Genomic DNA, 13,063 nt, shown 5'->3' on the forward strand with positions numbered 1-13,063 from the left:
CGGGTCAGCGATCCGTGAAGACCGCAGGGCGCTTCGCCATGAACGCGGCGACGCCTTCGAGGTAGTCGTGCGACGCGCTCAACCGGCTTTGCCAGCGGCCCTCGGCGCTCAGCGCGTCGGCGAAGCCGAGGTCCATCGCCGCGTCGATCGCAGCACGCGTCGCGACCAGCGCGGCGACCGGCATCGCGGCGAGCCGCGCGGCCGCCGAGGCGACTTCATCGGCAAACGCGGCATCGTCGACGCACTTCCAGATCAGGCCCATCTGCTGCGCGGCTTCGGCGGCGAGCTTGTCGCCGGTCATCGCCAGCGCGAGCGCGTTCGCGCGGCCGACCAGGCGCGGCAACAGCCAGGTGCCGCCGGCGTCGGGCACCAGCCCGATCTTCGAGAAGGCCTGGATGAAGCTGGCCGAACGCGCCGCGATCACGAGGTCGCAGCCGAGCGCCAGGCTCGCTCCGGCGCCGGCCGCGACGCCGTTGACGGCCGCGATCACCGGCACCGGCAGCGCGCGCAGGCGCAGCGCGAGCGGCTTGTAGAAGCGCTCGATGACGCCGCCGACATCGGTCGGCGCGGCGCCCGGCGCCAGATCGGGCGCGACCGCCGGGTCGGCCAGATCCTGGCCGGCGCAGAAGCCGCGGCCGGCGCCGGTCAGCACGAGGCAGCGCGTGCTCGTGTCGGCCTCGACCTCGCGCAGCGCCTCGGCCAGCGCGACATGCATCTCCGACGTGAAGCTGTTCAGCGCCTTCGGACGGTTCAACGTGAGCGTGCGCACGGCGCCGTTCTGCGCGCTCAGCACCAGGGGTTCTGACATCGGTTTCTCCCGCAGCAGGTCGGTTCATGCGCTGCATCGCCTGCGGCGAAACAAACTCGACCGACCGGTAAGTAAAGTCTAGTGCGAATCCACCGCGCGGGGCGACGCGCTCGCACCGGGGCTTACCCGCAGGTCTTCAGGAACGCGAGCAGGCTGCGCTCGGCCGCCGACAGTCCGGCCCGCCGCTTCGCGGCGACCGGAACGTGCGCGGTCGGGTCGCCGCACAGCAGCGCGAGCACGCGCGGATGCACGTATGCCTTGCGGCACACCGCGACCGTGTTGCCGAGTCGTTGCGCCACCTCGCCGAGCAGGCGCGCCGCGGCGGCGCGGGCCGGCTTTGCGGCATCGACCGGCTCGAGCTCGCACCATCCCTGCAGTGCAAGCACGCTGCCGTGCCAGGTGCGAAAGTCCTTCGCGCTGAACTCGCCACCGCCGGCCTCGCGCAGGTAGTCGTTGACGTCGGCGGAACCGACGCCGTGCAGAGCACCGGCGTCGTCGAGGTACTCGAACAGCGCCTGCCCCGGCAGCGACTGGCAGCGCTTCACGAAAGCCGGGAGCCGGTCGAACTTGCTCTCGTCGCGGGCGAGCCGCCACTCGCGTGATAGCGATACTGCTTGCGTCCGCGCGCATCGCGGCCGGTCGCCTGCAGGTGGCCGTGCGCGAGCGGGCAGATCCAGACCTGCGAATACGCCGGCGGGATCGCGAGCCGGCGGATGCGCGCGAGCTCCCCGGCATCGCGCAGCGGCCGGCCGTCGGGCTGCCGGTAGGCGAAGCCCGCGCCACGACGCAGGCGCCGGATGCCGGGTGCGGCGTCGCTGACGTAGACCAGCCCCGGCAGCGTCACGGCGGCGGCGCATGCTTCATCGGCGGCTTGTCGCGGGGCGGCTCGCGCACAGGGTCCGGATGCTCGGGGCGCAACGGGTCGCGCACCGGCACCACGTCGGGCTCGGGCGGCGGCACCGGCGGTGGAAGGTTCGGGTTGTCGGGGACCGCGGGCGGCTCGGTGTGGTCGAAGAAGATCATGTCGATGCCTCCGTCGGTTCGAATTCCAGCGCCTTCATCGCCTTCGTCAGCGTCTGCCGCGACGACCCCGCGAAGGCGCCCCAAGCTTCGTTGCCGCGCGCGAGCCGCGCGTCGATGTTGCGCACGTTCCAGTGCGCCCCGCCGTCGATCTGCGCGAGCTCGCTCCAGTCCATCGGCACCGAGACGCCGAGCCCTGGCCGCGCGCGCGCCGACCAGGCCGACGCGGTCGTCGCGCCCCAGCCATTGCGCAGGTAGTCGATGAAGACGCGCCCGACACGGTTGCGCGGCCCGCTCTTCGCGACGAAGCGCTGCGGCAGCGTCTGCGCGAGCCGCGCGACGACCGCCTGCGCGAACGCGCGCACCAGCGGCCAGTCGTGGCGCGGCGCGAGCGGCACGATCACGTGCAGGCCTTTGCCGCCGCTGGTCTTCAGGCGAGTCGTCAGCCCCAGCTCATCGAGAAAGGCGTGCAGCGCGAGCGTCGCGTCGCGCAGCGCCGGCCAGTCGACACCGCGGCCCGGGTCGAGGTCGAAGACCATCCGGTCGGGGCGCGGCATCGTGCGCGTCGTCATGTTCCAGGTGTGGAACTCGACAACGTTCATCTGCGCCGCCGAGCGCAGCCCCTGCGCCGACGCGACCGCGAGCAGCGGCGCGTGCCCCGGGTCGAGCGCGTCGTCGAGCTGCACGATGCCGGGCAGCGCATCGGCTTCGGCGTGCTTCTGGAAGAACTGCGCACCCTTGACGCCGGCCGGCGCGCGCACCAGCGCGACCGGCCGCGCTTTCAGGTGCGGCAGCATCAGCGCTGCGGCGCGCTCGTAGTAGTCGACGAGCTCGCCCTTGGTCACGCCGCTCGCGGCATCGATCACGCGGTCGGGGTGCGTGATGCGGGCCGGCTCGCGCGTCGCGCGGCTCGATCGCGCCGCGGCAGGCAGCGGCGTCTTCGCGACCGTGCGCGGGCGATGCTCCGGCTCCGTCTTCGATGTCGTCAGCACGCTGTCCGGCTCGGCTTCGATCACGTCGTACTCGTCGGCGGCGCGCGCCTCGTCGTCGTTCTCCTTCATCAGCAGCCAGGTCGGCTGGCGCTCGCCGCCGCGCGGCTTCATGCGCACCAATGCCCAGCGGCCGTTCAGCTTCTGGCCGGAGAGATCGAACTTCAGGTGGCCGTCACGCAGGCCGGCACGCGCATCACCGACCGGCGACCAGCTGCCGCGGTCCCACACGATCACGGTGCCGGCGCCGTAGTGTTGCGGCGGGATCTCGCCCTCGAAGTCGGCATACGACAGCGGGTGGTCCTCGACCTGCACCGCCATGCGCTTGATCGATGGGTCCAGGCTCGGCCCCTTCGGCACCGCCCAGCTCTTCAGCGTGCCATCGAGCTCGAGGCGAAAGTCGTAATGCAGGCTGCGCGCCGCGTGCTTCTGGATCACGAACGAGAGCCGCCCGGTCGAGCGCGCCGGCGCGCCGCGCGGCTCCGGCGTCTGCGCGAAGTCACGCTTGCGCCGGTATTCGGCGAGCGCGTTCGTCATCGTCGCCATCTGCGTTCACGCAGCGCGGTGTCTCTTCACCGGCGCTGCCTTCGCGTGCGCGTTGCGAGCCGGCTTGGGTTGGTCGCCGCCGCCCTTCAGGCTGCGCTTCAGCAGCTCGGTCAGGTCGATGACGTCGGCCGTCTTCGCCGGTGCCTCGCCCGCCTCAGGCTGCACCACCGTTTCGGTCTCGCCCGATTCGGCCTTGCGGTGCACCAGCGCCATCACCTCGTCCTTGAACGAATCGCGGTAGTCGCCGGGCTTGAACGGGCGGCTCATGTCGGCGACGAGTTGCGCCGCCATCTTCAGCTCGGCCTCGCTCAGGTGCGTGGCCTTCGCGCCCTCGGCGGGCAGGTCCAGATCGGTCCACGGCTTGATGTCGGCGCCCCAGCGCAGCAGGTTCAGCACCAGCGCCGGGCCGACGGGTATCAGCGCGGCGAGGTGCTGCCGCGTCTGGATCACGACGCGTGCGACGCCGATGTGCCGTGTCCGCAGCAGGGTCTCGCGCAGCAGCGCATACACCTTCGCGCCCTTCGCGATCGGTGCGAGGTAGTACGGCCGGTCGAGGTAGACGAACGGAATCTCATCGGCCGCGACGAAGGCCTCGATGTCGATCGACTGCGTCGCCTGCGGATACGCGGCGGCGATCTCGTCGTCGCCGAGCACGACGTAGTGCCCGTCCTCGACCTCGACGCCCTTGACGACGTTCTCCTTCGTCAGCTCCTTGCCGGTCTTCTTGTTGATGCGCTTGTAGCCGACCGGGTCCATGTTGCGCTTGTCGAGCCAGTCGAAGTCGATCGCGTGTTCGGTCGTCGCGGTGTGCAGGCTCACCGGGATGTGCACGAGCCCGAAACTGATCGCGCCTTTCCAGAGGATGCGGGAGCCGGTCGCCATGGACTGATGCTCGTGCAGCGCCGGCGCCACAGCCAGTGCCCGCCGCCCGATTCGGTTGTCGGATAGCGCCTACGGCGCGCGCGGGCGTCGCGCAGCAGGACGCGAGAGGCGCTACCGGCCCGCGTTGCGCCGCTTCAACGGTTCGGCACGCTCTGGATCGTCACGACCTTCGGCTCGAAGGTCCTGCAGGCAGCGCATCGATCGAGGGGTTGACGCCTTGCGCCGACGCCGCGGCGACGACCTGCGGCAGCACGGTTGCGACGATAATTCGGACTTTCGTGAACTGCATCGCGGATTCCGGCATCGACTGACCAGTATGCCGTCGCGCCCCCCCTTGTTCATGGGTTTGCACGCCGCGTCCGCGACAGTTCACAATCCGACACAGTCCCGTTGGGTTCTCGGCCAGTCGGTCGGGACAGTCTGCGAGCGAGCCGATCAGCATGGAACCTACCTATTTCGCCCAGTACCGCGGTTTCGAGTTCCAGTGCTCGCCAGAACGCCTGGGCGACCACGCATTCGCGCCGCGCCTGGTGATCTACGACGCCTCCGAGGCGCTGACCCTCGAAATCCCGCTCGGCGTGCCGACACCGCCGTACAGCGATCCGACCGCGGCGGCACACCAGGCTTTCGCGCACGGCCGGCGCTGGGTCGACGGCGGCTACGACGCGGCGGCCGCCGCGGCGGCCGGCGAAGGCCCGCGGCTGCTGGAAGGCTGATCGGCGACGCGCCTTCGCACCCAACGAACACGGGGCACCAGCAGGTGCCCCGTTTCATTTGGCAGACCGAACCTTCAAGGGCTCGGGTCGTCAGCCGCCGGCTGCTCCGGCTCGAAGGGTTGGACGCCCAGGCGCGCGCTGGTGCGCGCCACCTCGTCTGAGAGCTTCGCGAGCTTGCGGCTCAGCGTGGTCCAGTTGCGAATGCACTCGTTGACCGGGTCCATCGGGTGGTAGACCTTGTGGCCCTTCTCGCGCGATGCCGAGATCGCGAACCGGACCAGGTCGTTCAACTCGAACGCACAGTCGGTCATCAGGCGGCGGCTCTCGCTGACATGGGCGTCGATCAGCGACTGGCGGCGGGGTGTCATTTCCATGCGAGGGTTCCCGAAAGCCCACTTCAAAGCAGACAAAGCAGAAGAGCCTGCCCCTTGCGGGGCAGGCTCTTCGCTTGTATCGACGTGCGTGGTATGTGTCTGGTGGGCGATGAGAGGGTCGAACTCCCGACATCCTCCACGTCAAAGAGGCGCTCTACCACTGAGCTAATCGCCCGAGCCCAAGACTATAGCACAGCTCATTTGCGCCGGACCGATCGCACGCCCGCGATGCGCCCTGCGAGGCCCAGCACGTGGGCCAGGCGCGCCGCATCGGCGACCTCGATCGTGAATGTCATCCACGCGGTGCCGCCGCCCGAATCCTTCACCGACTGGGTCTTCACGCCGGTGACGTTCATCTTCTCCTTCGCGAACAGTTCGGAAATGTCGCGCAGCAGCCCTTGCCGATCGGCCGCTTCGACGATCACGTCGACCGGGTAAAGCGCGGGCCGGTCGCCGCGCGGCGCGCCCCACGCGACCGCGATCACGCGCTCGGGCGAACGCGCCGCCATCTGGCGGAAGTTGGTGCAAACCGCGCGGTGCACCGCGACGCCCCTGCCGCGCGTCACGTAGCCGCCGATCGGATCCGGGGGCGCCGGGCGGCAGCAGCGCGCGAGGCTCGTCATCAGCGACTCGACGCCGACCACCAGCACGCCGCCCTTCGGCGGCGTGGCCTCGCCGCGCCGCGAGGCGATCAGGTCGTCGGGCGTCGGCAGCGGCTCGGTCGGGCGCAGCAGCGTCTCGATGTTGCGCAGCGAGAACTCGTCCTTGCCGACGACCTCGAACAGCGCGTCGGCGCTGCGGAAACCGAGCTGCGCCGCCAGGTCGTCGAGCTTCATCGAGGTCCTGCCCTCGCGCTGCAGCAGCTTCTCGACGGCCTCGCGTCCTTTCGCCGCGGTCTCCTTCTGCGCCAGCACGTTGAACCACGCGCGCACCTTGGCCTTCGCGCGCGAGCTCTTCAGATAGCCGAGGTCGGCGTTGAGCCAGTCGAGCGAAGGGCCGCCCTCCTTCGTCGTGATCACCTCGACCGTCTGGCCGCTTTGCAGCGCCGTGTTCAGCGGCACCATCGCGCCGTCGACGCGCGCGCCGCGGCAGCGGTGGCCGAGGTCGGTGTGCACCGTGTACGCAAAATCGACTGGCGTCGCGCCGGACGGCAGCTCGACGACCGCGGCGGCCGGCGTGAAGACGTAGATGCGGTCGTCGGCCGGCGCTGCGGCGCTCTCGGGCGAGCCGAGCGCCGTGTCGCGCTCCCAGGCCAGCAGCTGGCGCAGCACCGTCTTGCGCGCCTCTGCGATGCGCGCCTGCTGCTCGGCATCGGCGCTGACACCGGCGTAGCCCCTCGCTCCGGCATCCTTGTAGGCCCAATGGGCAGCGACGCCGTGCTCGGCGTGCTCGTGCATTGCATGGGTGCGGATCTGCACCTCGACCGCGCGCCCGGATTCATCCTGCACGACGGTGTGCAGCGACTGGTAGCCGTTCGGCTTCGGCCGCTCGATGTAGTCGTCGAACTCGCCCGCGACCGGGTGGAACAGCTCGTGCACGCGGCCGAGCACCGCATAGCAACCCGGCACATCGGGCACGATCACGCGCACCGCGCGCAGGTCATGCACCTGCGCGAAGTCGAGCTGCTTGCCCTGCATCTTCTTCCAGATGCTGTACAGGTGCTTCGGCCGGCCCTGCACCTCGGCGCGCAGCCCGTGCGCCTTCAGATCGTCGGCCAGGCGCTGGCGAAACGCCTCGACCCGCTGCTCGCGCTCGACGCGCTTCTCGTCGAGCAGCCGCGCGACCTGCTGGTACTGCGCGGGCTCGAGGAAGCGGAACGCCAGGTCCTCGAGCTCCCACTTGATCTGCCAGATGCCCAGTCGATTGGCGAGCGGCGCGAACACCTGCAGCGATTCGGCAGCGACTTCCGGCGCGCACAGCGTCTTCGTCGCCGCGAAGAAGCGCAAGGTCTGCAGCCGCGAGGCCAGGCGCAGCAGCACGACGCGCAGGTCGCGCGAGAACGCGAGCAGCATCTTGCGCACGCGCTCGGACTGCTGCGCGCGCGCCTCGGTGCCGAGCTGTGCCTCGCGCGCGGCGCGCTGCAGCTGCACCAGCTTGCGCGTGTTGACGACCAGGCTCGCATGCGAGGGCCCGAACGCCTTCGCGATGACCTCCTCGGGCTTGTTCAGGTACTCGCCGGCGTAGACGAGGTAGGCCGCGGCGCGCATCGCCGGCGCCGCGCCGATGCCTTGCAGGATCGCTGCGACCGCATCGGCGTGCGCGAGCGCGTCCTCGCCGGTGTCGAGCTGCTGACCGTGGAGCAGCGGCTCGGCGAACGCGCGCGCGCGCAACAGCTGCGCGGCCTCGGCGGCCGCGTCGGGATGCTCGTCGAACAGTTGAACGATGGGCGCGGCGTCGATGCGCGCGTCCAGCACGCCGGTCTTCATGGGCTGGGCGCGGGCTCCAGCAGGAACTCGCGCACGGTCGCGATCTGGTCGTCGGCGACCAGGGTCGGTGCGTGGCCGACGCCGGCGAACTCGACCAGCCGCGCCTTCGGGCCGCGCTGGGTCATCGCCGTCGCGGTCGCATGCGACAGCAGGTCGGACTCGGCGCCGCGCAGCACCAGCGTCGGGCAGCGCACCGCGTCGAACGCAGCCCAGGTCATCGCCTCGCCCGCCGCGGCCATCGCGGGTGTGATCGCCTTGAACGGCAGCGCGATCGCCGGGTCGTAGTGCAGCTTGAAGCCATCGCCGTCGGGCTTGAGCATCGGTCGTGAGAGCGCGAGCCATTGCTCGCGGCTGTGCGGGCCGAAGCTGGCCGAGATCGTCTGCAGGTAGTCGGCCGCTTCGTCGAGCGTGTTCCAGCGCAGCGGCTGGCCGAGATAGTTGCCGATGCGGATCATCGCCTCGAACTGGATCGTCGGGCCGACATCGTTCAGTACCAGCTTGCCGATCGGCGTATCCGCCAGCGACGCCAGCCCCAGACCGATCAGCCCGCCCATCGAGGTGCCGACCCAGTGCACGGTCTGCGCATCGAGCCGCGCCAGCAAGGTGACCATGTCGGCCACGTACGCGGGGATCTGGTAGCCGCTCGGGTCGCTCAGCCAGTCGGACTGGCCACGACCGACGACGTCGGGGCAGACGACGCGATAGGTGTCGCTCAGCGCGCGCGCCAGCGTATCGAAGTCGCGCGCTTGACGCGCCAGGCCGTGCACGCAGACCAGCACGCGCGGATTCGCAGCGTCGCCCCATTCCCAGTAGGCCATGCGGCGCAGACCACGCGCGCCCAGGCATTGGACGTGGTTCAGGCGGGGTTCGGTCATGGTCGTCGGCCTCGGTTCACGATGGATTCATCGTAAGCGAAGGCCGACGAACCACGCCGGCGTCGGCCGGCTTGCCCTCACTTCACCATCTGCACGCTTCCGTTGACGCTGACCGTGACGGTGCCCTTGCCCGGCTCGACCGGCAACGCGTCGTCCGCCGAGGCAGACATCGCCTGCGCCCGCATCTGCATCGGCCGCGGCATCGGCGGCTGCTCGTTGCTCGAGACGTTGACCTCGCGCAACGTGTAGCCCGAGTAGCCGAACTGCTTCGCGTACTCGGCCGCCTTTGCACGGTAGCGCGCGATCGCCTGCGCCGAGACTTCGCCTTCCGATTTCTCGCGCAGCTCGCGCGAGAGCGCGTAGCCGACGCGATTGATCGTCAAGGTCGTGATGCGACCGCCGAGCTGGCCGATCGCCTGCATGTCGCGGCCTTCGACGATCAGCTCGGCGCTGCCCTGCCAGCCGCTGACGACACCCTTGTTCGTGTAGCGCGGCGACAGCGTGAAGTTGCCGGTCTGCACGTCGACCTGGCCCGGTCGCGCCGCCTTCTTCGCCTCGGCGAGCGCGGCGTCGAGCGCCTGCTTCAGCTGCGCCTGGACGGCGGCCGCATCGCTGCCCTCGCGGGTCGTGTTGAAGGTGACGCTCAACATGTCCTTGGTGACCTCGAGCGTGGCGCTGCTCGACAGATTGACCACGCCTTGCGGCGGCGGCTGATCGGCCGACCAGGCCAGCGGCGCCACCAGCGCGGCGCCGAGGACGAGGCCGCGCGCGACGGCGCGGCGGGTGGTGCGGAACGACATGGTGCGAGATCCTCCGGGTGGTGTCGATGCTCGGTGCGGCGCGCCGGATGCGTACCGCGCACCGATGCAGGCTTATACGGTTGAGCGCCTCGAAACGGGTTGAATCGCGTCTTTCACTCAGTTGTAACAGCTGGTCAGGGCTCGCAAAATCGGGGCGGTTTCGTGTCCAAAATCGGCTCTGTTACATATTTTGGAGCTGCTGTATGACCACTGTTGCCAACCCGCGCCCCGACCGAGTCGTCGTCGTCGATGACGATGCCCGCATCCGGGACCTGCTGCGCCGCTACCTGACGCAGGAAGGCTTCGAGGTGCTGCTCGCCGAAGACGCGAAGGCACTGAACCGCCTGCTGACCCGCGAGACCGTGCACCTGATCGTGCTCGACCTGATGCTGCCGGGCGAAGACGGCCTGTCGATCTGCCGGCGCCTGCGCGCCGCGAACGACCTGACACCGATCATCATGCTGACCGCGAAGGTCGAGGATGTCGACCGCATCGTCGGCCTCGAGGTCGGCGCCGACGACTACCTGCCCAAGCCGTTCAACCCGCGCGAGCTGCTCGCGCGCATCCACGCGGTGCTGCGCCGCCGCCCGACGCTCGAAGCGCCCGGCGCCCCGGCGCTCGAAGCGCAGACCGTGACCTTCGGCCCGTTCGAGTTCGACCTCGCGCTGCGGCGCCTGAGCAAGGAAGGCGAGCAGATCGCGCTGACGACCGGCGAGTTCTCGATGCTGAAGGCGCTGGTGCGGCACCCGCGCCAGCCGCTGTCGCGCGACAAGCTGGCGCAGCTCGCGCGCGGCCGCGAGTTCGAGCCCTTCGACCGCAGCCTGGACGTACAGATCTCGCGCCTGCGCAAGATGATCGAGCCCGATCCGGCACAACCGCGCTACATCCAGACGGTCTGGGGCGTCGGCTACGTGTTCGTGCCAGACGGTACGAATTGACGAGATGTCACAGCGGCTCCTCCGGGAGCCGTTCTTTCGTCTGTCTGGTAGCCTGCCCGTCCGATGCCCAAACGAGTCGCCCTCAGCCTGTTCTGGCGCACCTTCTTCCTGATCGCGTTGCTGCTCATCAGCGGCGTGTTCGCATGGACGCAGACCTTTCGTGCGCTCGAGTTCGAGCCGCGCGCGACACAGCAGGCGCAGCAGATCGCGAGCCTGGTGAAGCTGGCGCGTGCCGCGCTGCTGTCGAGCGACGGCATCAACCGCGTCGCGCTGATCAAGGGCATCTCGAACCAGGAGTCGCTGAAGCTCGCCCCGCGCGAGCCGGCCGACAAGTGGGAGCCTTACGAGGCCGATCGTGTCTCGCGCGCGATCGGCGCGCAGCTGCGCGGCGTGCTCGGCCCCGACACATTGGTCGCCAGCTCGGTGAACGGCGCGCCGGGTCTGTGGGTCGGCTTCTCGATCGAGAAGGACCCGTTCTGGCTGCAGGTCGACCCGACCCACCCGACCCCGATCCTGTGGAACACGCTGGTGCTGTGGGTCAGCATGGCGCTGCTCGCGACCGTGCTCGGCTCGGCGGCGATCGCGCGGCTGATCAACCAGCCGCTGAAGGAGCTCTCGTTCGCCGCGAGCCGCATCCGCGAGGGCGAATTCGATTCGCGCCTCGACGAGAACACGCTGACGAGCGAGATCCGCCAGGTCAACATGGGCTTCAACCGGATGGCGCGCGAGCTCGCGAAGGTCGAGCAGGACCGCGCGGTGATGCTCGCCGGCATCTCGCACGACCTGCGCACCCCGTTGGCCCGGCTGCGCCTCGAGGCCGAGATGAGCGTGCAGGACGAAGAGGCCAAGCACAACATGGCGCTGGACATCGACCAGCTCGACGCGATCATCGACAAGTTCATGGACTACGCGCGCCCCGGCGAGAGCCGGATGATGCCGGTGCACCTGAGCGGCGTCGTCGACCGCGAGATGGCGGCGTTCCGCGACACCAGCCAGATCCGCATCACCTCGCGCGTCGCGATCGACACCAAGGTGATGGCCGACGATGTCGAACTCGGCCGCGTGCTGCAGAACCTGTTCGAGAACGCGCGCCGCTATGGCCGCTCGACCGATACCGGCATCGCGCGCGTCATCGTCAGCTACGCCCGCACCGGCCCCTGGGTGATCCTGACCGTGCGCGATTTCGGCCAGGGCGCCGACCCGAAGAAGCTCGCGCAGCTGACGACGCCGTTCTTCCGCGGCGATGCCGCGCGCACCGCCGCGACCGGCGCGGGCCTGGGCCTGGCGATCGTCGACAAGGCCGTGCAACGCATGGGCGGCACCTTCGAGCTGGTCAACGCGCCCGATGGCGGCCTGATGGCGCACATCCGGCTCAAGAAGGCGCCTTGAGCGCCGGCGCGGACCGTGCTCAGCCGCGCCACACCAGGCACACCGCGCGTGCCTCGATCGCCTGGCCGAGCCCGACCGGCCCCATGTTCTCGGCCGTCTTTGCCTTCACGCTGATCTGATCGACGGAGACGTCGATCGCCTGCGCGATGCGCTGGCGCATCGCGAGGATGTGCGGCGCCATCTTCGGTGCCTGCGCGATGATCGTGCTGTCGACATTGCCGACCAGCCAGCCGGCCGCGCGCACGCGGCGCGCCGCCTCGGCCAGCAGCGCCAGCGAGTCGGCGCCTCGGTACTGCGTGTCGGTGTCGGGAAAGTGATGGCCGATGTCGCCGAGCGCCGCCGCGCCGAAGAGGGCGTCGGTGATGGCGTGGCACAGCGCGTCGGCGTCCGAGTGGCCCATCAGCCCGTGCGTGTGCGCCATCTCGACGCCGCCGAGCACGAGCTTGCGCCCGGCCACCAGCGCGTGCGTGTCCCAGCCCTCGCCGATGCGCCACAGCGGCGGCTTGATGCGCGGTGAATTCATGGCTTACGCGTCCTGAGGAGTCGATCGGCCAGGTCGAAATCGGCCGGCCACGTGATCTTGAAATTTTCGAGCGAGCCGGGCACCAGCTTGGGCGCGTGGCCGAGCGCTTCGATCGCGCTCGCTTCGTCGGTGGCGCCGGCCCCGGCGCGCGCGAGCGCGTCACGCAGCATGCCGATGCGGAACATCTGCGGCGTCTGCGCCTGCCACTTCGCGCGGCGATCAATCGTGGCCTCGACGCGGCCGTCGCGCTCCGCCTTCAGCGTGTCGGCGACCGGCAGCGCGAGCAGGCCACCGACCGGGTCGTCGAGGCAGGCGTCGATCAACGTGTCGACCCATTCGGGGCGGACCAGGCAGCGCGCCGCGTCGTGCACGAGCACCCAGTCGTGCGCCCGTGCGCCGCCCGCCTGCAGCGCGGCGAGCCCGTTGAGGACGGTCTCGGCGCGCGTCGCGCCGCCGCAGTGCGCGAGCGTCGCGCCGCTGCCGGCCAGCTGCGCCGGACCTTCCGCGTCGCCCGCGCTCAGCACGACCAGCACCGAATCGATCCGCGCGACCTGCCCCAACGCGGCGACCGTGTGCCCGACCAGGCTGCGCTCGCCGAGCAGCGCGTACTGCTTCGGCCCCGACGCTCCCGCACGCTCGCCGACGCCGGCGCAGGGAACGAGTGCGTACAGGCGGGGCGGTGCTTCGGGGGTGGCGGCAAGCGTCATCGAGGCGCGAATTCTATAATCCGGCCAGTCTTTCGCCCCGCGCAGCGCCACGTCTGGCCTCGCCGGGGCG

At 70.1% G+C, this 13,063-nt stretch carries 13 protein-coding genes, 1 tRNA gene and 1 pseudogene; 3 read left to right on the plus strand and 12 right to left on the minus strand.

Annotated features, from left to right (window positions below; translation table 11 throughout):
* Positions 1 to 4 precede the first annotated feature (4 nt).
* The 5 genes and pseudogenes from AC1DTW_RS07825 to ku form a co-directional block, all read right to left on the minus strand.
* On the minus strand, positions 5 to 808 hold the full coding sequence (locus tag AC1DTW_RS07825) for an enoyl-CoA hydratase-related protein (RefSeq protein ID WP_477980461.1): 804 nt from the start codon (positions 806 to 808) through the stop codon (positions 5 to 7).
* Positions 809 to 930: 122 nt separating this feature from the next.
* Positions 931 to 1,652: pseudogene (locus tag AC1DTW_RS07830) on the minus strand (DNA topoisomerase IB).
* Positions 1,649 to 1,831 carry a hypothetical protein gene (locus AC1DTW_RS07835; protein ID WP_477980462.1) on the minus strand — a complete coding sequence of 61 codons (183 nt, stop codon included), beginning with the start codon at positions 1,829 to 1,831 and terminating at the stop codon, positions 1,649 to 1,651. Before AC1DTW_RS07835 ends, AC1DTW_RS07830 begins: the two are co-directional and overlap by 4 nt.
* Complete coding sequence (gene ligD, locus AC1DTW_RS07840) at positions 1,828 to 3,354, minus strand: non-homologous end-joining DNA ligase (protein WP_477980463.1); 1,527 nt, start codon at positions 3,352 to 3,354, stop codon at positions 1,828 to 1,830. Before ligD ends, AC1DTW_RS07835 begins: the two co-directional genes overlap by 4 nt.
* A gap of 15 nt (positions 3,355 to 3,369) precedes the next feature.
* Positions 3,370 to 4,245: a non-homologous end joining protein Ku gene (gene ku, locus AC1DTW_RS07845; protein WP_477980464.1), complete on the minus strand. Its 876-nt coding sequence runs from the start codon at positions 4,243 to 4,245 to the stop codon at positions 3,370 to 3,372.
* 440 nt (positions 4,246 to 4,685) lie between these two features.
* Here ku and AC1DTW_RS07850 point away from each other — a divergent pair, with 440 nt between their 5' ends.
* Positions 4,686 to 4,961, plus strand: a complete 276-nt coding sequence (locus AC1DTW_RS07850; RefSeq protein ID WP_477980465.1) for a hypothetical protein — start codon at positions 4,686 to 4,688, stop codon at positions 4,959 to 4,961.
* A 74-nt stretch (positions 4,962 to 5,035) separates the two neighbouring features.
* On the opposite strand, the gene AC1DTW_RS07855 is transcribed toward AC1DTW_RS07850, so the two are convergent.
* From AC1DTW_RS07855 to AC1DTW_RS07875, 5 genes are all read right to left on the minus strand, one after another.
* On the minus strand, positions 5,036 to 5,335 hold the full coding sequence (locus tag AC1DTW_RS07855; protein ID WP_477980466.1) for a hypothetical protein: 300 nt from the start codon (positions 5,333 to 5,335) through the stop codon (positions 5,036 to 5,038).
* A gap of 100 nt (positions 5,336 to 5,435) precedes the next feature.
* A tRNA-Val gene (locus AC1DTW_RS07860) sits at positions 5,436 to 5,510 on the minus strand.
* Between the two features lie 22 nt (positions 5,511 to 5,532).
* Positions 5,533 to 7,761 carry a RelA/SpoT family protein gene (locus tag AC1DTW_RS07865; protein WP_477980467.1) on the minus strand — a complete coding sequence of 743 codons (2,229 nt, stop codon included), beginning with the start codon at positions 7,759 to 7,761 and terminating at the stop codon, positions 5,533 to 5,535.
* The gene (locus AC1DTW_RS07870; protein ID WP_477980468.1) at positions 7,758 to 8,636 is read right to left on the minus strand and encodes an alpha/beta fold hydrolase; all 879 of its coding nucleotides are present in this window, start codon (positions 8,634 to 8,636) and stop codon (positions 7,758 to 7,760) included. The genes AC1DTW_RS07865 and AC1DTW_RS07870 overlap by 4 nt, the downstream gene beginning before the upstream one ends.
* A gap of 77 nt (positions 8,637 to 8,713) precedes the next feature.
* A complete protein-coding gene (locus tag AC1DTW_RS07875; RefSeq protein ID WP_477980469.1) occupies positions 8,714 to 9,436 on the minus strand; it encodes an SIMPL domain-containing protein in 723 nt (240 codons plus the stop codon).
* Positions 9,437 to 9,639: 203 nt separating this feature from the next.
* Between AC1DTW_RS07875 and ompR the strand changes: the two genes are divergently transcribed.
* Both ompR and AC1DTW_RS07885 read left to right on the plus strand, forming a co-directional pair.
* Entirely contained in the window at positions 9,640 to 10,374 is a 735-nt protein-coding gene (ompR, locus tag AC1DTW_RS07880) for an osmolarity response regulator transcription factor OmpR (protein ID WP_477980470.1), read from the plus strand.
* 63 nt (positions 10,375 to 10,437) lie between these two features.
* The gene (locus tag AC1DTW_RS07885; protein WP_477980471.1) at positions 10,438 to 11,763 is read left to right on the plus strand and encodes an ATP-binding protein; all 1,326 of its coding nucleotides are present in this window, start codon (positions 10,438 to 10,440) and stop codon (positions 11,761 to 11,763) included.
* 19 nt (positions 11,764 to 11,782) lie between these two features.
* Here AC1DTW_RS07885 and ispF read toward each other — a convergent pair whose 3' ends face one another.
* Entirely contained in the window at positions 11,783 to 12,286 is a 504-nt protein-coding gene (gene ispF, locus AC1DTW_RS07890) for a 2-C-methyl-D-erythritol 2,4-cyclodiphosphate synthase (protein ID WP_477980472.1), read from the minus strand.
* Positions 12,283 to 12,993: a 2-C-methyl-D-erythritol 4-phosphate cytidylyltransferase gene (ispD, locus tag AC1DTW_RS07895; protein ID WP_477980473.1), complete on the minus strand. Its 711-nt coding sequence runs from the start codon at positions 12,991 to 12,993 to the stop codon at positions 12,283 to 12,285. Before ispD ends, ispF begins: the two co-directional genes overlap by 4 nt.
* Positions 12,994 to 13,063: the final 70 nt, after the last annotated feature.

This window comes from Rhizobacter sp. P5_A1 (assembly GCF_056400745.1).

Excerpts from the sequence above, each read along its gene's own strand:
- AC1DTW_RS07825 (WP_477980461.1), bottom strand. The coding sequence starts at position 808 with ATGTCAGAACCCCTGGTGCTGAGCGCGCAGAACGGCGCCGTGCGCACG.
- AC1DTW_RS07835 (WP_477980462.1), bottom strand. The coding sequence starts at position 1,831 with ATGATCTTCTTCGACCACACCGAGCCGCCCGCGGTCCCCGACAACCCG.
- ligD (WP_477980463.1), bottom strand. The coding sequence starts at position 3,354 with ATGACGAACGCGCTCGCCGAATACCGGCGCAAGCGTGACTTCGCGCAG.
- ku (WP_477980464.1), bottom strand. The coding sequence starts at position 4,245 with ATGGCGACCGGCTCCCGCATCCTCTGGAAAGGCGCGATCAGTTTCGGG.
- AC1DTW_RS07850 (WP_477980465.1), top strand. The coding sequence starts at position 4,686 with ATGGAACCTACCTATTTCGCCCAGTACCGCGGTTTCGAGTTCCAGTGC.
- AC1DTW_RS07855 (WP_477980466.1), bottom strand. The coding sequence starts at position 5,335 with ATGGAAATGACACCCCGCCGCCAGTCGCTGATCGACGCCCATGTCAGC.
- AC1DTW_RS07865 (WP_477980467.1), bottom strand. The coding sequence starts at position 7,761 with ATGAAGACCGGCGTGCTGGACGCGCGCATCGACGCCGCGCCCATCGTT.
- AC1DTW_RS07870 (WP_477980468.1), bottom strand. The coding sequence starts at position 8,636 with ATGACCGAACCCCGCCTGAACCACGTCCAATGCCTGGGCGCGCGTGGT.
- AC1DTW_RS07875 (WP_477980469.1), bottom strand. The coding sequence starts at position 9,436 with ATGTCGTTCCGCACCACCCGCCGCGCCGTCGCGCGCGGCCTCGTCCTC.
- ompR (WP_477980470.1), top strand. The coding sequence starts at position 9,640 with ATGACCACTGTTGCCAACCCGCGCCCCGACCGAGTCGTCGTCGTCGAT.
- AC1DTW_RS07885 (WP_477980471.1), top strand. The coding sequence starts at position 10,438 with ATGCCCAAACGAGTCGCCCTCAGCCTGTTCTGGCGCACCTTCTTCCTG.
- ispF (WP_477980472.1), bottom strand. The coding sequence starts at position 12,286 with ATGAATTCACCGCGCATCAAGCCGCCGCTGTGGCGCATCGGCGAGGGC.
- ispD (WP_477980473.1), bottom strand. The coding sequence starts at position 12,993 with ATGACGCTTGCCGCCACCCCCGAAGCACCGCCCCGCCTGTACGCACTC.